The 20,398-nt window shown below is 68.6% G+C and carries 17 protein-coding genes and 2 pseudogenes; 11 read left to right on the top strand and 8 right to left on the bottom strand.

Annotated features, from left to right (window positions below; genetic code table 11):
• Positions 1-238: 238 nt before the first annotated feature.
• Positions 239-955: a hypothetical protein gene (locus ABD378_RS20125; protein WP_344522309.1), complete on the bottom strand. Its 717-nt coding sequence runs from the start codon at positions 953-955 to the stop codon at positions 239-241.
• Between the two features lie 765 nt (positions 956-1,720).
• On the opposite strand from ABD378_RS20125, the gene ABD378_RS20120 reads away from it, so the two are divergent.
• A complete protein-coding gene (locus tag ABD378_RS20120; protein WP_344522308.1) occupies positions 1,721-2,521 on the top strand; it encodes a hypothetical protein in 801 nt (266 codons plus the stop codon).
• Positions 2,522-2,606: 85 nt separating this feature from the next.
• On the opposite strand, the gene ABD378_RS20115 is transcribed toward ABD378_RS20120, so the two are convergent.
• Positions 2,607-3,173 carry a cytochrome b gene (locus ABD378_RS20115; RefSeq protein WP_344522307.1) on the bottom strand — a complete coding sequence of 189 codons (567 nt, stop codon included), beginning with the start codon at positions 3,171-3,173 and terminating at the stop codon, positions 2,607-2,609.
• A gap of 439 nt (positions 3,174-3,612) precedes the next feature.
• Between ABD378_RS20115 and ABD378_RS44195 the strand changes: the two genes are divergently transcribed.
• The 3 genes from ABD378_RS44195 (at position 3,613) to ABD378_RS20100 (ending at position 6,752) form a co-directional block, all read left to right on the top strand.
• Positions 3,613-4,035: a M15 family metallopeptidase gene (locus tag ABD378_RS44195; RefSeq protein WP_386546422.1), complete on the top strand. Its 423-nt coding sequence runs from the start codon at positions 3,613-3,615 to the stop codon at positions 4,033-4,035.
• Positions 4,036-4,067: 32 nt separating this feature from the next.
• On the top strand, positions 4,068-5,168 hold the full coding sequence (locus ABD378_RS20105) for an endonuclease/exonuclease/phosphatase family protein (RefSeq protein WP_344522305.1): 1,101 nt from the start codon (positions 4,068-4,070) through the stop codon (positions 5,166-5,168).
• A gap of 1,044 nt (positions 5,169-6,212) precedes the next feature.
• Entirely contained in the window at positions 6,213-6,752 is a 540-nt protein-coding gene (locus ABD378_RS20100; protein WP_344522304.1) for a GNAT family N-acetyltransferase, read from the top strand.
• A gap of 388 nt (positions 6,753-7,140) precedes the next feature.
• Here ABD378_RS20100 and ABD378_RS20095 read toward each other — a convergent pair whose 3' ends face one another.
• Positions 7,141-8,658 (bottom strand): SpoIIE family protein phosphatase, encoded by a 1,518-nt coding sequence (locus ABD378_RS20095; RefSeq protein WP_344522303.1) that lies wholly within the window; start codon positions 8,656-8,658, stop codon positions 7,141-7,143.
• A 737-nt stretch (positions 8,659-9,395) separates the two neighbouring features.
• On the opposite strand from ABD378_RS20095, the gene ABD378_RS20090 reads away from it, so the two are divergent.
• The 4 genes and pseudogenes from ABD378_RS20090 to ABD378_RS20075 all read left to right on the top strand — a co-directional run bounded on the left by ABD378_RS20090 (position 9,396) and on the right by ABD378_RS20075 (position 12,862).
• The gene (locus ABD378_RS20090; RefSeq protein WP_344522302.1) at positions 9,396-9,752 is read left to right on the top strand and encodes a DUF1801 domain-containing protein; all 357 of its coding nucleotides are present in this window, start codon (positions 9,396-9,398) and stop codon (positions 9,750-9,752) included.
• Positions 9,753-9,946: 194 nt separating this feature from the next.
• A complete protein-coding gene (locus ABD378_RS20085) occupies positions 9,947-10,135 on the top strand; it encodes a helix-turn-helix domain-containing protein (protein WP_344522301.1) in 189 nt (62 codons plus the stop codon).
• A gap of 296 nt (positions 10,136-10,431) precedes the next feature.
• A pseudogene (locus ABD378_RS20080) lies at positions 10,432-10,823 on the top strand (transposase family protein); the annotation flags it as partial.
• Between the two features lie 317 nt (positions 10,824-11,140).
• A complete protein-coding gene (locus ABD378_RS20075; RefSeq protein ID WP_344522300.1) occupies positions 11,141-12,862 on the top strand; it encodes a chitinase in 1,722 nt (573 codons plus the stop codon).
• Between the two features lie 290 nt (positions 12,863-13,152).
• Here ABD378_RS20075 and ABD378_RS20070 read toward each other — a convergent pair.
• Positions 13,153-13,269, bottom strand: a pseudogene (locus ABD378_RS20070) (IS21-like element helper ATPase IstB); the annotation flags it as partial.
• A 186-nt stretch (positions 13,270-13,455) separates the two neighbouring features.
• Between ABD378_RS20070 and ABD378_RS20065 the strand changes: the two are divergent.
• Together ABD378_RS20065 and ABD378_RS20060 are read left to right on the top strand one after the other, a co-directional pair.
• Entirely contained in the window at positions 13,456-14,151 is a 696-nt protein-coding gene (locus ABD378_RS20065) for a L,D-transpeptidase (protein ID WP_344522299.1), read from the top strand.
• A gap of 234 nt (positions 14,152-14,385) precedes the next feature.
• Positions 14,386-14,727: a restriction endonuclease gene (locus ABD378_RS20060; RefSeq protein WP_344522298.1), complete on the top strand. Its 342-nt coding sequence runs from the start codon at positions 14,386-14,388 to the stop codon at positions 14,725-14,727.
• A 221-nt stretch (positions 14,728-14,948) separates the two neighbouring features.
• Here ABD378_RS20060 and ABD378_RS20055 read toward each other — a convergent pair whose 3' ends face one another.
• Positions 14,949-15,368, bottom strand: coding sequence for an FKBP-type peptidyl-prolyl cis-trans isomerase (locus tag ABD378_RS20055; protein ID WP_344522297.1), 420 nt, complete (start codon positions 15,366-15,368; stop codon positions 14,949-14,951).
• A gap of 381 nt (positions 15,369-15,749) precedes the next feature.
• On the opposite strand from ABD378_RS20055, the gene ABD378_RS20050 reads away from it, so the two are divergent.
• Positions 15,750-16,388 (top strand): HAD family hydrolase, encoded by a 639-nt coding sequence (locus tag ABD378_RS20050; RefSeq protein WP_344522296.1) that lies wholly within the window; start codon positions 15,750-15,752, stop codon positions 16,386-16,388.
• A gap of 152 nt (positions 16,389-16,540) precedes the next feature.
• Here ABD378_RS20050 and ABD378_RS20045 read toward each other — a convergent pair whose 3' ends face one another.
• The 3 genes from ABD378_RS20045 to ABD378_RS20035 all read right to left on the bottom strand — a co-directional run bounded on the left by ABD378_RS20045 (position 16,541) and on the right by ABD378_RS20035 (position 20,390).
• Positions 16,541-17,593, bottom strand: coding sequence for an acyltransferase domain-containing protein (locus ABD378_RS20045; RefSeq protein WP_344522295.1), 1,053 nt, complete (start codon positions 17,591-17,593; stop codon positions 16,541-16,543).
• Positions 17,590-19,392, bottom strand: coding sequence for a glycoside hydrolase family 20 zincin-like fold domain-containing protein (locus ABD378_RS20040; protein WP_344522294.1), 1,803 nt, complete (start codon positions 19,390-19,392; stop codon positions 17,590-17,592). Before ABD378_RS20040 ends, ABD378_RS20045 begins: the two co-directional genes overlap by 4 nt.
• Before the next feature lie 80 nt (positions 19,393-19,472).
• The gene (locus ABD378_RS20035) at positions 19,473-20,390 is read right to left on the bottom strand and encodes a polysaccharide lyase (RefSeq protein ID WP_344522293.1); all 918 of its coding nucleotides are present in this window, start codon (positions 20,388-20,390) and stop codon (positions 19,473-19,475) included.
• Positions 20,391-20,398 lie beyond the last annotated feature (8 nt).

Here is a 20,398-nt window from a genome sequence, read left to right as displayed (position 1 = left end):
CGACACTCACCGGCAGGAAGGTCACAGCTGTTCCCACTCGGCATCCGTCAGGTCGTCCCGCCCCATGCCAGGCAGCGAGACAACGAACGGACAGACACATGATCGTGATCGTGATCGAGCGAACAAGTACTAGGCATGAGGCCCTGCTGTCCACGTACGGGGTCCGGCCGAGTCGCCCGGACCCCGTATCGGCTGAGCTGCCATTTTCGCGAGCCCCCAACCAACAACTCTGGGTGCGTTAGCGAAGGTCCACCCACAGCGCCGAGGCGAACGCGCAAAGGTCGCCCTCCGCCGTGGCCAGGGCAACACCCACCCGGTGCTTCCGCCCTTCCTCCGAGCGGACCCACGCATAGGACACCAGCCGTGAGGAGACCGGCACAGGCCTGAGCAGCCGTGCCGCGAGCGAGGCCGTCACCGCCCCCTCCCGCAACTTCCCCAGCAGCCGGCCCGCCGCGTTCCCGGGGCAGTCGAGTGCCCCCCAGACCAACTCCGCCCGCAGCTTCCCCTCCGCGTCGGCGAGCGCGGGCCCGGGCGACCACGCGGCGGCCACCAGATCCCGTCCCGGCACGACTCCGCAGTGCTGGCGCAGCCCGGTGTCGGGCGTGCGGTCAAGTCCACACCCGAAGCAGTCCACAGTCCCCTCCGGCGGAGCCGCGCGGTATGCATCGGCCGCCGCCGACGCCTCGTCCCAGGAGGGCGGTTGGGGGACCTCGAGATCGAGCTCGTCGGGCGTGGCCACCGCGAGAACCCCGTCCGCACCGGTCAGCACTGCCCCGCCGTCGGTGGTCTCCGTGAGCCCCACCGGTACCTCCACCGGGGTCGGCCGTCGGAAGTCCACCCGTACGGTCTTGGCCGCCGACCGCGCGGAGAGCACCCCCGCTACGTATCCGCCGAACGCCACCCCGGGAAACCCCCGCAGCTGGCCGGGCACAGTGATCATCTCGATGTCGGTCATGGCGCCCACTCCACCACAATCCCCGTTCCCGGCGGTCGGAGAGACGGGACAGGTTCGACACCTCAGACGTCCCCGCCGGTCCAGCCGCCCCCGAGTACATGCTGCGCACCGAGACGATCTGGCTGCCAACTTGCCGCAGCAGCAGTGGGAGATCAGCTGATCCTGCTCCTCGCGGTGAAGCAGGACTGAACGCGGGGTTCGTCTCGTACGTATCCGCTGGCCGACGGTGTAGCTCACGGAAGCTCGTTTCCGTGTCTTGACCAGCCGCGGCGATTCCCATCCAGGTGGTCCACCTGGAGGCCGATCAGGGCGCCCTCGATGATGGGATGTAGGCCAGGCCCGAGGCGAGGGACTATGGCCGAGTGGCAGCCGCGGCGATTCCGGACTCCCGCAGCTGGTGGGCGAGGAACTCCATCTCCGGGAGGGTTCCCGAGCGTTCACCGGCCAGCACCTGGTCCAGCACAGCCCTGGCCTCGGCCAGGTCAAGGCCGAGTTCGGCGCCGGTCCATGCTCGGAGAGCATCTGGTCCCGGAGGTCAGCTGGCAGGACGTCATCGCACACAGCCACGCCGAACCCACAAGCCGAGCAGATGACCTCCCCATCCCACCGCAGGGAGCCACCCACCAGAGCCTGGGCCAACAGAGCGAGGTCAAACGACAAGCTTCTAGGCTCTGTGCGTACCGCTCCTCGACCCGCCGCGCGGTCACCGCACCCCGATCGTCTAGCGTGCCGTGCAGGCAGGAACTACGGGGGAGTGAACAGCACATGAGCAGGACTACGAGCGCCATGCGCCGACTGCGCCGACCGGCGCGGATCACGGTCGTCGCCGCGGCCTTGAGCGTACTGGCGGCGTGCAGCGGCACCGAATCGGACGGCGGAGACCCGGACCCAAGCCCCTCCGCTCCGGCCAGGACGCTGACTGCCGGGGAGATCGAGACCGCCGCGGTCGACGGCAGCGACGTACCGGACCATCAGGTGGGCGCCCGGGAGGCGGCCGACCGGTACGAGGACTCCGAGGTGAGCGCGAGCCAGCCGGAGTGCGTGGTGCAGGCCAGGGTGGCGCTCGGCATGAACGTAGGTGACCCCGCGTCCACGGCGCAGCGCACCGCGATGGGCAACCCGCCGGGAGTGAAGTCCGCGGCGGGTGACCTCGTCAAGACGACGGTGACGTTGGCGTCGTACAAGGGCAAGGGCAAGGACAAGAGCGAGGACAAGGGCGGGGGCGAGGGCGAGGAGAAGGTCCTGTACGACCTAGGCCTGGCCAGCACGGCGTGCCGTTCCGGCTTCACCTCCACGGTGCGCGGCGAACAGACCCCGGTGCAGTCTCCTCCGCAGGAGGACGCCCCCGAAGGCCTCGATTTCGCCGACGAATACACGTGGTTCACGCTCACCGGCAAGCCGGGCGATGACGTCCCCACCCACAGGGTGCTTGTCGTGCGCTCCGGCCACACGCTCGGCTTCTTCAGCCGAACGTATCCAGGCCCCGCCGCGGACACTTTGTCGACGGCGATGCCCTTCCCTGTCGACGTGGCGCGGGCCCAGTGGAAGAAGCTCGCCGCCGAGTGACGGAGCAACCGACGCCCGGAGAAGCTGTAGGCAACTCGATCATCCGCGCGCCTGACGTCGGGTGTGGCTGAACACTCGAGTGGTATCAGGTCATGCGGCGCAGCAGGTGGTCTCGGTTGATCAGTTGATGCTTGAGCACCAACCCGACGTGGACCGCCAGAGCCGCGAAGAAGAGGATCTGCGCAGCGATATGGGCAACGAGCAGATCGTCACCCGACAGCACCAGAGCGACACCCGTGGCCGGGACGGCGAACATGGCCGCGTACAAGGCGGTCTCGGTGCCGTGCGCGAGACGTCGCTCTCGATGAGTGAGAGTCGGCGCCCACGGGGGTAACGGCGTGGCCAGCCGCCAGGCGAGCCGGACGACACCGAGCAGCAGCACCGTGGCGCCAAGCACAACGTGCAGGGTGAGCAGCGCGTCATCGCCGAAAGGCTCATACCCGTCCTCCGCGCCCCCACCACGACCTCGACCTCGGCCCGAGCCCTCTCCACGTCCACGCCCACGCCCGCGGCCTCGTCCGTGGCCGCTGTCGTCCACGTCGAGCAGGTATCCCACGGTGAACTGCGCGGCCATGGCCATGAAGACCATCCAGTGGAGGGTCTTCGTGACGATCCCATAGCCGTGCGGACCGTTGCGCAGGTGGGAGCTCATCCCTCCAACGTGCCCTCCCGCGGGGTTCCTTAGTCAGCGGTGCACCTCACTCTCGGTCTGCGCAGCGTTCGTCTTCGACGAGCAATACACACATGCCGTTAACGCTACGAGTCGGCGCATATCGTCGACATATCAAAACCCGCATACGTGCTGGCAACGCCCCGCTGTCTTGACTGGCGGTATGACTCGAACCTCACCATCAGCGCGAATATCGACCCTCCGGGTTCGCCGCCCTCTTGGCGTCGGCCTGATGGTCGTCATAGGAGTGATCACCGCAACTCTTGGTTGCCAGCGGCCGAATTCCTCGTCCTCCTCGTCCTCCTCGGCCTCCTTGTTGTCTCCGATCAACTCGCCTCCTTCAGCTCCATCACCCTCGAATACTCCGCGCAGTGAGCACGGTGGTGCTGTCGGCGAGGCCGGCGGTGCCGTCCCCGACGGCGTGACGGTCTTCGATGACGCGATTCCGGCTGTGACCAAGCTCGATCCGAGCCTGCTCAAGGGCCTCCGCCAGGCTGCAGCGGATGCCTTAGACGACGGAGTCGAGTTCTACGTCAACAGCGGCTGGCGTCCCCCGGAGTACCAGAATCAGCTTCTTCGCAAGGCGGTCGCCGAGTACGGGTCCGAAGCCGAGGCCGCCCGATGGGTGGCCACCGCGAAAACGTCTCCTCATGTGTCGGGGGAGGCGGTCGACATCGGGAAATCCGATGCGACGGCGTGGTTGTCCGAACACGGTGCCGAGTACGGGCTGTGCCAGATCTATAAGAACGAACCCTGGCACTACGAATTGCGCACCAATGCGATCGAGGGCGGCTGCCCGCATATGTACGCCGACCCCACCCAGGACCCGAGGATGCACGAGTGACCGGCCGCGAGCGAGGACAGACGACGACTCAGATGGACACGGCACAGGTGGGCACGGCGGAGACCGGACAGGGCGACACCGACCGCCGGGACACCGACCGCCGGGATACCAGCTCCGGTATCTGGCGCACGCGCATCCGCCGGGCGATCCTCATCGGCTCCCGGCCGGGGCCCTGGAAGCGCGGCCTGGTGCTCGCGGCGCTGGCGCTGCTGCTCGGCCTGCTCATGCTGCTGCACGCGAAGATCCCGAACGGGATCGGGGGCCTCGGCAGCCTGGTGGAGACCTTCCTGCCGTGGTTCGGCCTGCTCATCCCGGCGCTGCTGGCCGGGGCGCTGTGGCGCCGCTCCGCCTCCGCGGTGGTCGCGCTGCTGCTGCCGGTCGTGGTGTGGCTGAATCTCTTCGGCGGGCTGCTCAGCGACAAGTCCCACCCGGGCGGCGACCTCACCGTGGTCAGCCACAACGTCAGCGCCGAAAACTCCGACCCGGTCGGCGCCGCCCGCGACCTGGTCGCCTCCGGTGCGGACGTGCTGGCACTGGAGGAGCTGACCCCGCAGGCCAGAGGCGCGTACGAGAAGGGGCTTGCGAAGGCGTACCCGCACCACACGGTGCAGGGCACGGTCGGGCTGTGGAGCAAGCGGCCGCTGTCCAACACCCAGCCGGTCGACATCAAGCAGGACGTCGGGCCGCTGGGGGAGACCAAGTCGGTCGAGAGCAAGATGGCCGACAACCGGGCGCTGCGCACCACGGTGGCCACGGACCAGGGGCCCCTAGCCGTGTACGTGGCTCACCTGGGGTCCGTACGGGTAAATTCCAGGGCGGGCTTCTGGACGGACTCGCGGGACAGAAACGCCCAGGCGCTCGGCGAGGCTCTCGCCGCCGAGTCGAACGAGCGGGTGGTGCTGCTCGGCGACCTGAACGGCACCACGGACGACCGCGCGTTCGCCGGTATCACCTCGCAGCTGCACTCGGTCCAGGACGCGGCGGGGGACGGCTTCGGCTTCACCTGGCCGGCGAAGTTCCCGGTGGCGCGGATCGACCAGATCCTGGTCCGCGGCGTGGAGCCGACGAGCGCGTGGGTGCTGCCGGCCACCGGCAGCGACCACCTGCCGGTGGCGGCCGCAATCAGCTGGTGAACCGGCGTAGAGCCGACGGCTCTGTCCCGCGCCTCCCGGTCCGGAGCCTCGCCGCTGTGGGCCCGGTTCCGGGCCACGGAGCCGAAGGCTGCGTCGACCAGGGCGGGCAGCTGTCCGACAGCGCGGGGTCCCGGGCGACGTGGTCGCTGATGGTCGCCCGTGACTTGGACGCTTTCCTGCTGGCTGGCGGCTTCGGCCCTCCAGAGGCAGCCACCTCGTATCAGCCGGGCTGGACGAGCCCACCTCGGGTAGGACCCCAGATTTCGTGTCGGAATCTCAGTGCTGAGGTCGGAGCGGAGTCGCATGCGACACGGAGTTGAGCCTCGCGGGTGTCGGGGGCGGTGGAGTGCAGTGTGATCTGGGGCTTCGTGGCCCTGATGTCCGCCAGCTGACGCGGGCGGACTCTGCGGGCCGGCGCCGAGTAGAGGTTCGCGTCGAAGGTGACCAGGCAGTCCGTGCCGACGTAGCTAAGGTGCCGCTGAGTGACGGCAGAGGGCATGGCCCGCAGCGGTCGCAGGGCCTTGTGGTCGCGGATCACGCGGTGCCCGGTCACCTCGCCGTGGGGGCCGTGCACCTTCGCCCGCCGCAGGGGCACCCAGGCGTTGACAGCGGAGTCCAGCTTCAACCTCGGTCGGCAGTTTGCTGCCGGGGCGGCCAGGTGCCGCCCCGGATCCCGCGGCCCAACTCGGCAGCGAACTGGAGGTACTTGATCGGATCGCCGGTCGCCATGAAGGCTTCTGGGTGACGTGTGATCACCGGGACAGTGGGCGAAGCACTCCAGGCCGCCCATGACTGATGGGAACCTTTGAAAGACGGCCGGGGCTGCTCCTCGCCCCACTCGCCTGGTCTTTGAATTGTCTGGGGAAGGTGGGGAGCGCAGAGCGGTCCTTGATCAGCAGGCTGTAGGTTTTGGCCATGCCTGATCACTGGCGGATGGTCAGATCGGGTCTGCACGGCCCCGTTGGCGCGTGTGGCACCCAGGCCGTTGGCTTGATCGGTCCGCGAGCCTTGATCGTTGCTGAGCCTGCTGATTAGTTGGTCGGCATGACCGAACGCCAACCCGTCGCCTGGCCGCCTGACCCGATCAAGACCGAGCGGCTCGTGCTCCGAGAGCCGGAGGCCCGGGACCGTGCGGCGTTCATCGAACTCCTGGCGTCGCCAGAGGTGCACACCTACCTCGGCGGCCCCCAGCCGCGTGACGAACTTGAGCGTGAGATGCCCGAGGTACCCGGGCTGCGGCCCGGGATTTTCGTCGTCGATCTCGACGGGGCGATGATCGGCCAGATCCTGCTCAGGAGAGCAGCGGAGCACCATCGCCCGGCTGCTGTCGGGAAGACCGATCTCGGCTACCTCTTCCTGCCGCGGGCCTGGGGATTCGGGTACGCCACCGAGGCGTGCGCGGCGGCACTCGCCTGGTTCGACGGCGCCCTTCCCGGCGAGCCGGTGGTGCTCACCACCCAGACCGCCAACGTCGGCTCGATGCGCCTCGCGGCAAAGCTGGGGTTTACCGAGGTAGAGCGGTTCCAAGCCTGGGACGCCGAGCAGTGGCTCGGCTTGCGGTCCCCGGCCACGCCGTCCGCCTGAACTCGTGCTCGACGGCCCCGGAGCCCCAACGCGACAGGCACTGCTGGGACGAAGCCCAGCACGGTCGAACTCGTGGACAAAGCTGCGTTGCGGGCCCGCGGACCGACAGATCGGCGGCACCAGCGAGCGGTGAAATCGTCGACCTCATGGCAGTGCTGGAGGAGTCATCTCGGTCAGTGGCGAGTCCTCACGCCGCTCCCAGTCGATGCCCGAAACCCAGCCACTTTCCTGCCGGGCTCAGCGGATCATCGCATCCGCGACGGCACCGGGCTCCGGTACTCAGTGGATCCGCGCTGCCGGTTCATCTCGTCGATCGGGCGCCGGCCGCGCACAGCACATCGGCACGGACGCACCCGAACCTGGAAGCTCAACCCTTGAGGTCAAGGCTTTAGGCCCCACTCTTCGCATCGCCCGCAGGGCTGGGACCCGCCCGTGCGATGAGTAGGGCTACGTCGTCGCGCTCTCCGCTGTGACGCAGGGTGTGCAGCAGCAGGTCGCAGGTGGTGTCCAGCGGGCGGTCGGGGTCGTCGAGAACGTCGAGGAGAGCGTTCAGGCGTACGTCGATCGGCTGGTGGCGAGTCTCGACGAGGCCGTCGGTGTAGAGGACGAGCTGGCTTCCCCGCCTCAAATCGATGGAGGTGGAGTCGAAGGAAATGCCGCAACCGCCCAGGGGCGCGCCGGTGGGCAGGTCGAGGAGCTCGCGTGTGCCGTCCGGACGGAGGAGGACGGGCGGCAGGTGCCCGGCAAGGGAGATGTGGCATTGCTCGGTGCGGGGGTCGAAGACGGCATAGACGCAGGTGGCGATGGTGTCGAGGCCGTCCGTGATGTGGTCGAGGTGGTGCAGGACCTGGGCGGGGGCCAGATCGAGATCAGCCAAGGTTCTCGTGGCGGTGCGCAGCTGTCCCATAGCGGCTGCGGCTGTCACCCCGCTGCCCATGACGTCGCCGACGACGAGGGCGGTCTTGTCGCCGGCCAAGGGGATGACGTCGAACCAGTCACCGCCGATCTCGATGGTCGCCTGGGCGGGGCGGTAGCGGAAGGCGACCTCCAGCCCCGGCCGCTGTGGAGGAGGGTGGGGCAGCAGGCTGCGCTGGAGGGTGAGCGCGGTGTGGCGTTGTTCTTCCACGGCGCGGTGGCGATCGGTGACGTCCACGCTGGAGGTGGCCACTCCCAGCACTTTCCCGTCGGGGGACTCGAGCCGGTAGAACGAGATCGACCAAGCGTGATCATTGTCCGGGTCAGCCGCTGTGCGGCCCACGGTGTACTGGTCCACAATCGGTGCCCCGGAGGCCAGGACGTCGCGCATGGCACGTTCGAACGCCGCGTCAAGGAAGGGCAGCACCTCATGGACGTGCCGGCCGACATGCTCGGCGGCAGGCACACCGTTCATCCGTTCCTCCGCGGGGTTGACGGAGATGTACCGCAGGCCGGTGTCCAGCATTGCCAGTCCGATCGGTGCCTGGGACACCAGCTGTGCGGACAGGGACAGGCTCCGCTCCACCCGCCGTAGCGTCGTCAGGTCGGTGGCCAGCCCCAGGGCCCAGTAGTCGCGCTGGTCGTCCTGCAGCCGCATATTGCGGAACTCCACCGGTCGCGTGCTGCCGTCCTTGTGCCGGACCGGAAAGACGCCTGCCCAGCTCTCTCCGTCCTCCATGACCTTGGCGAACAGCGCCAGCACCGTGTCGAGGTGCTCCTTGTCGATCAGTAGATGGCCCGCGTACTGGCCCAGGGCCTCCTCGGCGCTGTAGCCGAAGAGGATCTCGGCCTGAGGGCTCCAGAGATCGATCCGGCCCTCGGCATCCAGGAGGACAGCGGCCACATTCAGCACATCCAGCAGGCCACCGGGTCCCGACGGCACCACAGCCGCAGTGTCGGGAGCGCCCTGAAAGGGTTCGGTATCACCCATGGCCCAGGCTCCTTCCGGCCCCCGCGCAGGCCGTCGTCCGCCGGTACAGACCGTGTGCCGGCACCCACGCCCGACTGCTCCATTGTCCCCTCCGCAACGTGCGCAAGCAGCCCAGGCGCGGGCCAGGCCCCGAGTTGCGCCTGCGGGCTCCTTGGGGATGCGGTGGGGGCCGTGCCTGCACCGCATGGTCAGCCAGCCAGCCAGCCAGCCAGCCAGCCAGCCAGCGGGCCAGTGCGAGCGGCGAGCGGCGGGCGAAGATCGTCAACTCCTCATACGCTCGACCGGGCACCAGGCGGCCGCGCGACCAAACTGACCGCGCTGCCCGGTGTCCACCGTTTGATCTCGGGTGGGTCGTACTGGGGTGGCTCTCCAGGCCGCGCGGCAGGGGCGCGGGTGTTCGCTCACCGGTGCCAGGGCCGCTCTGGATGGCGCAGTCTGGGGTAGTCGGTGATATCGGATCACGCGGTTCATATCGGCGATGCCACTGGCCCTGGACCCTGGGGGCGTCGGGGGCTTCCTGCGGCGATTGCGCCTGTGGCGGAGGCGGACCGGCCGTGGAGGGGTGATGACGGCGGCCGGAACTCCCCAATTCCTCGGGGCAGGAGGCTCTGTCCCCGGCACTCAGCGATTGGCGACAATTTCGGGTGGGCGTCCGCAGCGGTGTTGTTCGGCTGCCGGGGCGGCGATGGTCTCCTCAACGAGCCGGGTCCCGCGTGTCCCTGTGGCACTGTGAAGCCATGGACGAACGGATCGAGCAGGTCCTGGCAGCGCGCGAGCAGGCGGTCGCCGAGCTGGGGCGCGGTGCGTGCGAGCTGGCCCTGGACCGGTTCCCGGACGCGGTCATCACGGTTGACGGCAACGACATCGGCTTCGGTACGGGCTCGGGGTACAAGGGCCTGGTGTTCACGGTGGCCCCGGCCAAGGCTCATGTCACGCTGGGCATCGCCGGCGGCGCGAGGCTACCCGACCCGGCCGGTCTGATGGAGGGCAGCGGCAAGCTCCACCGGCACGTCAAGATCCGCCGGCCGGATGATCTGCGCCGGCCGGAGCTGCGGGATTTGATGGATGCGGCACTGGCCCGCCAGGGACTCTAGGCTGCCCGTGGTGGTGCGCTGGGTTGTGGTGTGAGGATCTCGGTTCCGGAGCAGGTGCGGTCTGCCCTTCGCTTCGGGAGGAGCTTCGCCACGTCCAAGCCTGTACGCGCACGGCGGCTGACCGAGGGGAGGGCCGCCTTCTGTTGAGGATCGTGCGGCGGGGCCTGCATCAAACGGTCAAGGTGCGCTGCGCGATGATGGTCCTGGCCTCGACCTCGGGGAACACCAATGAGGCCATCGCGCATCTGGTCGCTGCGGATCCTGACACCGTCCGCGATGTGATCCACGCCTTCAACGAGCGCGGCCCGGAGCGCCTGGACCCGCGCTGGGCGGGGCACCGCGGCGGATCACCTCCGAGCACTCCTTCGCCCACGGCCATGTGAAGCAACTGCACGCCGTGGCCCGGCGGTTCCTACCCGCCCTGGCCGCGCACACCAGGGTGCTGCCCGGCACCCAGGCGGTGGCCTACGTGGACATCGATGACACGATCCGCCGTACCTACGACTGTGCCAAGCAAGGTGCCGGTAATGGATAGAGCAAGGTCAAGTGCCTGAACGCGTTGCTCGGGATTATCTCCACCCCACTCGCCGCCCCGGTGATCGCTTTTCATCCTGTGCTGCAGGGGTGAACTGGGCTGGTCAACGAGGGTAGTGACGTGACAGAGCCCCTCGTTGTTGGCGTGGTGATCTCACTCATCACACCGGCGGCCGAGGGGCTCTGTTGGTTCCGTATCCGTCCATGCTCGACGTCCCGTATGAGCTGGTTGAGCATGTCACCTGGCTGATCTACGCCCGAAGGCGTGAACTGAACTCGCCGTGGCGGAAGCTGGGTTACTTCAAGCAGGCCCAGCTCGCCCTGGCCCACCTACGGAAGAACGAGACGTTCGCCCAGGTGGGAGCCGGGTTCGGAGTGCCGGAGGCAACAGCATGGCAGTGATTGGACGAGACCGTCGAGGTCCTGGTTGCCTGGGCGCCGGGCCTGCACGAGGCCCTGGTGGGCCTGGGCGAGGGCGACTTCGTCATCGTCGACGGGACGCTGATCCCCGCCGACCGGGCGCCCCAGACAGCGCCGCTTCCCTGCTGGATGAGGCCCTGACGATCGCGGAACGCCTTCAGTCGAACGTGTCGACCATGTGTCCAGGGTCATGTCCACGGGCGAGGTGTACGGCGGGTCGTTGGAGGCGTCGCCGCGGTCATGTGCGGGGTGACTGCACCGTCGGCCGCCTCGTCCCGACGAAGGACGTCGGTCAGGTGGGTGGCGGCTTCCTTGAGCCGGCTGGGTCGTCGCGCCAAAGGTCTTGACAACCTGATTGGTCTGGACCAACTATGCCCACAGCGGCGGCGGCCCCGTCGTTCACTTCCGTCCTCACCTCTCTTTGGAGGCACTTCGTGGACCGTGTACGTCAGGGCAGACCCGGTGTTCGCCGCAGAATCGGCGCGGCCATCGCCGTCGGTGCGGCCGCCGTACTTGCTGTCACCGCACTCGCCGCGCCCGCCCAGTCGGCGGACGTTGAAGCAGCGGACGTCAACGTTGCCAAGAACGCCGGGTTCGAGGCGGACCTGAGCAACTGGACCTGCGCCGCGAACAGCGGTGCCGCCGTGACCTCCCCCGTGCACGGCGGCGCGAAGGCACTCAAGGCCACCCCAACGGGCCAGGGCACCGCCGAGTGTTCCCAGATTGTCTCGGTCAAGCCCAACTCGACGTACCAGCTCAGCAGTTGGGTGCAGGGCAGCTATGCCTACCTGGGTGCCCGTGGCACCGGTACCACCGACGTGTCGACCTGGACGCCGGGCAACTCGTCCTGGCAGCAGCTCTCCACCAGCTTCACGACCGGTGCGAACACCACATCGGTCACCGTGTACACGCACGGCTGGTACGGGCAGAGCGCGTACTACGTGGACGATGTGAGTGTCCTTGGGCCCGACGGGGGCGGCGGCACCGACCCGGTGGAGATACCGGCCGTGCCCTCCGGCCTCGCGGCGGGCACGGCGACGTCCGCGTCGGTGGACCTGTCCTGGACCCCGGTGTCCACGGCCACCGGATACACCGTCTACCGCGACGGCACCAAGGTGTCCTCGGTCGGCGGCGCCTCCACGACCGTCACCGGTCTCACGCCGGACACCGCCTACAGCTTCCAGGTGAGCGCCTCGAACGCGGCCGGTGAGTCCGCGAAGTCAACGGCGGTGTCCGCACGGACCGCCAAGGGCGGCGGCGGAGGCGGGGGTACCGTGCCCAAGCACGCGCTGACCGGCTACTGGCAGAACTTCGACAACGGCGCGACCGTGCAGAAGCTGCGGGACGTGTCGTCGCAGTACGACATCATCGCCGTCTCCTTCGCTGACGCCACCACCACGCCGGGCCAGATCACCTTTAACCTGGACCCCGCCGTCGGCTACGCCTCCACCGCCGACTTCAAGGCAGACATCGCTGCGAAGCGCGCCGCGGGCAAGTCGGTGATCCTCTCGGTCGGCGGAGAGAAGGGCACCATCTCGGTCAACAGTGACACCTCCGCGACGACATTCGCGAACAGCGCCTATGCGCTGATGCAGGAGTACGGGTTCGACGGCGTCGACATCGACCTCGAGAACGGCCTCAACCCCACCTACATGACCAAGGCGCTGCGCCAGCTCTCCGCGAAGGCGGGCCCGAAGATGGTTCTCACGATGGCGCCGCAGACCATCGACATGCAGTCCACGTCCGGCGGGTACTTCCAGACGGCGCTGAACGTGAAGGACATCCTCACGGTCGTCAACATGCAGTACAACAACAGCGGGTCGATGCTGGGCTGTGACGGCAAGGTCTACAGTCAGGGCAGCGTGGACTTCCTGACCGCGCTCGCCTGCATCCAGCTGGAGGGCGGCCTCGACCCGTCGCAGGTCGGGCTCGGCGTCCCGGCGTCCACGCGTGGGGCGGGCAGCGGATACGTGGCCCCGTCGGTCGTGAACAACGCCCTCGACTGCCTGACCCGGGGCACCGGCTGCGGCACCTTCAAGCCGTCCAAGACCTACCCGGGGCTGCGGGGCGCCATGACGTGGTCCACGAACTGGGACGCGACGGCGGGCAGCACGTGGTCGAACTCCGTGGGCCCGAAGGTGCACAGCCTTCCGTAGCGAGCGAGTGAGCGAACGGATGACCTGGCGGGGCGGGCAGACCTATCACGGCCCGTCCCGCCCAGGATCTTGACGAAGTGCGGTAACGCGGCCGAGTCCTTCTGTCGGCCGCTCAGTAGCGGTCGTGCACGAACGTAGCTCGGTGATCGTCATCGTCACGAGCAACCTTCATACCTCCGGCTTCGATTCGATAGGTCAACGACCGTTCAGGCTGTGGCTGCAACAGCCCTAGAGACACAGTCGGGTCACTGCCGTGGTGACGCAACGGGATTTGCTGCGAACCGCCTTGTTCACCTTGCTTCGGCTCGTTCGGCCTCGGCTTCAGTGTGGGCGAGACGGTAGGACTCGGTGCCGGTCTGGATGATGGCGGCGTTGAAGGTGAGCCGGTCGACGATCGCCGGGCAGATCCCGGGTCGGTGAACGTGATGAGCCCACTTACGTTTCTGGCAACCCGCCACGCGTCGCGTACCCGGCGACAAATCGCCCCCTGTTACACACCTGTGGCGATTCGCCCTACAACGAACCCCGGGGCCGCGTCGTCTAGCAGGTGGGATCCGACACGTGGACGAATGACGAACGAGGAGTTGGCAGCAGTGGGGGACATACGCAGACGAGGAGCCGTGGCCCTGGGGATCACCATGCTGGTGGCCCCACTCACGGTGGCGCTCGGCACGGGCAGTGCTCAGGCGGCGTCGTGCTCGACACAGACCGGGCCGTACCAGAAGCAGGTCGAGAAGTTCCTCGGCCGTCCGGTGGACGGCAAGCAGTCGGCGGCCGACTGCAAGGTCATCAAGGCCTTTCAGACCAAGCACAAGATCACCCCGAACGCCGGGTACGCGGGCAGCGTCACCTGGGGTGTCATGAACCTCATGAACAAGCAGAAAGCGGTGGGCAACAACCCCAACAAGGCGGGTAAGTGCCCGACCGACAAAGGGCGCATCGCCTGCGTCGACCTGACGCTCCAGCTCAGCTGGATCCAGGACGGCAAGACCCTCAAGTACGGCCCGGTCCCGGTGCGCACCGGCCGCAACGGCCACGAGACCCGCACGGGCCTGAAGAAGGTCTACTGGCGCAACATCGACCACGTGTCGAGCATCTACCACGTGCCGATGCCGTACAGCCAGTTCTTCGACGGTGGCCAGGCGTTCCACTCGGTCGGCATCAGCGTCTGGTCCCCGCCGGGCTCCCACGGCTGCGTCAACATGACGAAGAAGGACGCCGTGCAGTACTGGAACATGCTGCGCAAGGGCGACGACGTCTTCGTCTACGGCCGCAAGTCGGGCACCTGATCCGCCGTTTCCGCGGATCGGACGGCCCGAGCGAGGGGCGCTGCTGAATGAAGCTGCGCCATCTTGAAGCGAAAGAATTCCGAGGTCCGCGGCCGCGGACAGACCCCGCCCTTCTGGTCGAGCACCTGCGCCCGGCCGTGGGCGCCGCCGACGCTCATTGCTGGGGCTGCGCAACCGGGCCATCGACACCCTGGCCTTCGCGCTACGGGGATCGGCTACTCGGAGGGCGGGGCCATGAACTGGGCGATGGTGTGGCCCGTCCTGGTGGCGGTGCTCGTCATCGCGGTGGTGGGCGGAGCCGGATGGGGGTTGTGGCGTGCGCACCGACTCGCGGTTGGGCGGGACCGGCAGTGGCGGGCGCAAGAGGAGGCGAGGGCGCGGGAGCTGTCGATGGCGGAGGTCGATGCACTGTCCTGGCAGGAGTTTGAGACGTACGTCGCCGACCTGTGCCGGCGGGAGGACTGCACGAGGGTCGTCGTCAGCGGCACGAGCGGCGACCTGGGTGTCGATGTCATCGGCTGTCTCTCCGATGGCCGCAAACACCCCGGCCCCGGGAGCTCCCGGCCGAACCGATAGCCCAAGTCGTGGAGTTGAGCCGGTAGGAGGCGGCGCCGGCCGAACGGTGGTCGGGCAGTGGGGAATGCAGGGCCTAGGCGCCTGCGAGACACGGCCGGTTGAGCGGGCGGCGGCGCGGGGGGTGCCGGCTGCCGACGCCCCTCCGCCTATGCCACGGAGCTCGAAGGGACCCCGAATAGATGACCGGGGTTGCTCACACCGGACCGCCAGGAGCGCCAGGTTCAGGCCGAGCCCATCGAGCCGGGCCGCGCTGCGGCGGTCCCGTCCACGACCGAAAGCAGGTCCACGACGAAGATCAGCGTCGAGCCCGCCGGGATCAACGCAGAGGGTGACTGCTTGCCGTAACCGAGACGCGGGGGAACGATGATCTCGCGCCGGCCGCCGACCTTCATTCCCCGTACGCCCCGGTCCCAGCCCTTGATGGCCCTGCCACCGCCCACGGCGAACTTGAACGGCCGGTCCTGCTCCCAGGACGAGTCGAACTCCCTCCCGGACGCGAAGGTGACTCCTACATAGTGAACTCGGACGACCCTGCCCGGCCGAGCCTCGGGTCCGTCCCCCACCACGAGGTCCCGGGTCGTCAGCTCGGTGGGCGCGTCACCCTCCGGAACCTTGATTGTGGGCTTCGTCAGTTCGCTCATCACGGTCCCATCGTTCGCCACCGGAGTCCCCCTCACGGGCCGGCCGGCCACATGGACATTCCATGCGCCAGGCGATCACGCTACCGGCAATGCCCGTGCTCCGAGGGGCTCCTGGTGCCATGCGGGTGACCTGAACCTCTCTCAAGGCGGCCCGGCTTCCCGACGGGCTGAACGGGGCGGGCTGTTCGAAAGTGGGCAGCCAGTGCGGCCAGGGGAGCTCTTCGACCGTGGCAGCGGGAACGTCCAAGACCCCTGCCAGGGCTGTTCTCGAGTAGCTCTGATCAGCCCCTGAGGGCGGGTTGTGGAGGTCGTTGCCCGTTGCTGCGGTGATCGATGCCCGGCTGTTCAGGGGCGGTTGACGCTCTGCTTAGGGTGACGGGCATGGTGCGTGCTGTGGTGTTCGATGTCGGGGAGACGTTGGTCGATGAGACCGAGTTGTTCGGTGGCTGGGCTGACTGGCTGGGGGTGCCGCGGCACACGTTTTCGGCGCTGGTCGGAGCGGCGATTGCCCGTGGTGGGGGCTTTGCTGAGGCGTTCGAGATGGTCCGGCCCGGCTTTGACTTCCGGGTCGAGGTCCGGTTGCGGGAGGAGGCCGGGGTGCCGGATCGGGTCCGCGAAGAAGATCTTTACTCGGATGCCCGAGCCTGTCTGCAGGAACTACACCGTCTCGGTGTCTGGGTGGGTATAGCCGGGAACCAGCCGGCGCGGGCCGGGCAAGATCTGCGGTCCCTTCGGTTGGCGGTGGACCTGGTGGCGACCAGTGCGGAGTGGGGGGTCAGCAAGCCCGACCTGAGGTTTTTCGAGCGAGTGGTGACGGCCGTGCCGTTCCCGGCGGAGGAAATCTTGTATGTCGGAGATCGGGTCGACCGGGATGTGGCCCCGGCCAGGAAGGTCGGGTTGCAGGCGGCGCTGTTGCGTCGCGGGCCGTGGGCGTTTCTCCATGACGGTGACGACGGCGGAGCGGACCTGCGGCTCGACGGACTGACGGCTCTGCCTGCGTGGGTTGCCGGGCAGCGCTAGTTTCCGGATTGCGACATTCGCGTTGAGCCACGCGCAGAGGGCCAGCGCGTGCCTGGGCGGTGGCAAGTATTCCCGCTATGCCCCTTGCAGGATGTTGGGATCTGTTGCCGATGTTTCGTGATCCCCTCCTACAGTATGGGGTGAAGAGTCCATCAACTCGGCGGCGTCTGCCGCGAGTTGATGGCATCGGCCTCGGGGCGTGCGGTGGCCTTTGATGGTGCGGGCAGGGGAGTCCAGCCGTGTGAGAGTCGCCAGTGGCGCCCGGCCCGTAGGTGGCCTACTACGGCGTGCTGCAGCGTGGTCCGCTGTGGCAGCCGGTCGAAGTCGGTCGTGCCGAGCGGGACGTGGAAGACGAACTGCAGGACGTCGTCGTCGCCGACAGGTCGGCCTCCGAAACGGGTGAAGCGCCGCTGGAAGTGGAGGATGTTCGAAGGGGGCGGCAAGTACGCGGCGAGCTGGTCGTCCAGGAGCCAGGAGCTGCAGGTGGCGAACTGGACGGTCTCGTCGGGGAAGTGCTGCGTGAAGAAGTCCCGCGCGGCTCGCAGCGACGCTGCGCACCGGGCTGGGGTCAGCGGCCCGTCTTCGGGGATGTGCACGCTCAGGACCCGCTCGCCGTCCGCGGGCCCATCCGGCCCGGGCGGGCCGCCGAGTGCTGCTGTGTCCAGCGTGGTGCGTTCGAACTGCAGGCGCCCGAGTCGGTGCAGCGTGCCGCGGAAGTGCCGCATCACCCACCGCTGCCGGTCGAAGCCGCCGGTGCGGTGGGCGAGGCGGTACGTGATCATTTTGGCGCCGACGTCGGCGAAGGTGGCGGCGACGATGTCGTCGGGGATACCCAGACGGCGCTGCCGCTCCAGAGCCAACGGCAGTGCCAACAGGTACAGGTGGACGTAGAAGTAGCGTCCGGCTTCCCCGAGCGCAGCGGGTGCGTCAGGCCAGGCTGTCTCCCGTGGGGCGGGCGCGGACTGGGAAAACAGGGCCCGGTGACAGTGGCGCAGTGCCTGCCACCGGGCAGGGGCGCGCGCCGGGTCCGGCAGTGTCGCCAGGACCCGACCATGGTCCTCGGCGGGGACGGCGAGGAGCCGCATGCGGCGGCGGGCCTCGTCGGGCGACACGGGCTCAGGGTCGGCGATGTCGCCCGCGGCCTCCTGTCGGCCGAGCACGTTCAGCCACTCCTCGACGTCCGGTGCCGTGGGGGTGTGCGTCATTGGTGTGCCGCCCGCAGCAGTTGGTGGCGCAGTGGGTCGATCCGCGTCAGGCTGTCGTCGAGGCCGCCGGGGCGCGAACGCAGCAGCCAGCAGGCACGCTGCTCGGCGAGCAGCGGGTCCAGGCGCCGCAGCAGTCGGCGGGCGGTGTCGGCGGGGATTGCGTCGGCATCGGCTCCGACCGATACGCGGGCGCGCAGGACGTCCACGGCGAACTCCGCGAGGTCTATCGCGTGCCGGAGTTCGCGTACGACGACGTCTCCGTCGGCTGCGGCCAGGTCGGTGCCAGACAGGTCGAGGCGGCTCTCCGCGAGGGCGCCGGCAGCTAGGTCCAAGGCCGCGGGCGTCGGCAGGTCCGGAAGCGGCAGCGAGGGGTCGGGGAACAGCGCCCGCGCGACGGGGGATCCGTTCAGGAGCGGGATCCCGAACAGCCGATACACCCTGCCCAGACGCACCAGGCCACTCCCGGCGAGACCTGCCGCGTCCAGCAGCACGTGGTCGTCGAGAACGGCGCCGAGGTCGAGGTCCCGGTTGGTGTCCAGACACCAGCTCGCCGCGCCGCCGAACACGGCGGGGCCGAAGGCGACGGAGGGCGGGTCCCACATGCCGTTGTCGCCCCAGGAGGTGAGCAGGTAGCCCGAGGCCCCGTGCGCCAGGCCCGCCTCGGCGGCGTCCACCATGTTTTCCACGGCATTGTCGAGACGGCCGATGATGCCGTTCCAGTTGCCTGCGCCGGGCGCCACCCAGTAGGGGAGCCCGGCGTCGCTGAGGAGCTTGCCGTGGGCGGCGAAGCCGTCGCGCAGGCGGTTGAGGTCGGCGCCGCGTTGCTGCCAGGCACCGACCTCCGCGCTGTTGGCGTCCATAACCTGCGCGGTGTGCCGTGGCGCGTCGTACTGCCAGATCACGGGTATCGCGCCGGACGGCACCTGGTCCAGTAGCTCGGGGTGGTGGGCGAAGACGTCGGCCCAGAACTGCACGGTGTAACCGGCGTCCAGCCAGGGCCGCAGCACGGTGGTGACGTAGTCGAAGTAGACCCTGCCCAGGCCAAGTTGGCGCGCCCGGTCCCGGGACTGGCCGGTGCCCAGCTCGAAGGGCTCGTCGGCGCCGATGTTCAGACGCCGGGCGCGGACGTGGGCGGTGATCTCCGTGAGCAGGCTGTGGGCGAAGTCGGCGTTGGCGGCGGTGGGGGCGAGGGTGCTCGGCGGGTGGTGGGCTCCGCCGCGCTCGAAGCCGTCGGGGTTCTCGGCGCGGTGCGCGTACGCCGGGTGGGCGAGATAGCGCTCCATGTGCCCGAAGGTGTTCTGGTTCACCACCAGGTCGATGCCGACCGCGGCGCAGCGCGCGTCGAGCCAGCGCAGGTCGTCGGCGGTGAGCGGGGAGGCGTTCTGCCAGACCTCCTGGTGGTCGCGGAAGGCGTAGGTGTGCTCGGTGTACAGCTCGAACTGGTTGAAGCGGGCCAGGGAGAGGATGTCCACCCAGCGTGCCAGGGTGCGGCGGGTGGGCACGCGGTCCCGGCTGATGTCGAGCAGGAAGCCGCGGCGCTCGAAGTCGGGGTGGTCCGAGATGTCGTAGCCGGTTTCGGGGAAGTCGGGTGCGGCGCGCAGCTGGGCGAGGGTCTGCAGGGCGTAGCGCAGTCCGGTCGGGTCCCGGTGGCGGACGCGTACGCCTTCCGGGCCGGTGCGCAGGCGGTAGCCCTGGGCGGGTAGCGCGGGGTCGAGGGTCGTGGTCACCGGGGCGTCGGCGGGGGCGCCGCCCGGGAAGGTGGTGAGCGAACGGGGTACGGGGAACGGGGTGGTGGGCAAGGAGGTTCTCCAGTGCGGCGCGGGGTGAGCTGAGGTGCCGGGAGGCCGCTGGGGCCTCCCGGCACGGTCGGTGGGGTGGTTCAGCGACAGCTGTTCAGCTCGCAGATGTCCGCGCGGTTGGTGGACACCTTGATGTCGTCGTACCAGATGTAGCCGTCGTTGGCCGGGGCGAACTCGGCGGTGCCGCCGCCGGCGAAGCTGGAGAAGTACGCCTTGTCGATCTGGTCGTCGTTGGTCACGAAGCGCAGGCCGGTCTTCTTGGCGGCGGGCTCGCCGTTGTAGAAGATCTCGATCTCGCCGTCTGGGTTCGCCTGCCCGCCGGTGACGGTGTTGACCTTCAGACGCTGGACGACGTTGACCCACTTCCCCTTGGGCCACTGGATGTCGGCGCCGTCCTTCTGGAGGACGATGTCGTCTCCGTACTCGCCCTCGTGCTCCATGCTGTAGTAGTACACAGCTGCCTTGCCGCTGCTCTTGCTCCAGATCGGGCGCGAGGTGAAGCCGTTGGTGCCGGTGCACGGTTGCCCGCCGGAGCAGGCTTTGCCGCCCGCGAGGCCGATGCCGACCTTGCCCGCGAACTGGGTGGTGCCCCAGCTGAAGTCGTCACTGAATTTCACCCAGAACGACAGGTAGTACTCGCGGGACTTGGGGACGCTGAACGGTGCAAGGGCCCCGGAGTTCTTGGGGTCTATCTGGCCCTTGGGGTAGAAGACGCGCAGCGACTTGCTGCCGCTGTGTGCGGGGGTGCCGCTGTCGACGCGCGTACGGGTGTCCCAGCCCTGGGGCGAGCCGCTGTCGGCGAGGTTCCATCCGTCCGTGGCCCATTCGGAGATCGTGTACGGGTTGCCCGCGGCCGGCCGCTCGAAGCCGTTCTGCTTCAAGGCGGCGGTGCGCGTCTCCTCGGTGCGTTCGGCCATGGCCTGCGGGGTCAGGGCGAGGGTGGCGAGCACGCTGGTCGCGGCACCGACCAGGAGCAGGGTCTTCGTCTTCGTCTTCATCGTTCGTC

The organism is Streptomyces rectiviolaceus, from assembly GCF_039533825.1.
In the GTDB taxonomy this organism is placed as follows: domain Bacteria; phylum Actinomycetota; class Actinomycetes; order Streptomycetales; family Streptomycetaceae; genus Streptomyces; species Streptomyces rectiviolaceus.
Note: the sequence above shows the minus strand (reverse complement) of the source record. Positions and strands in the feature narration are given on the sequence as shown.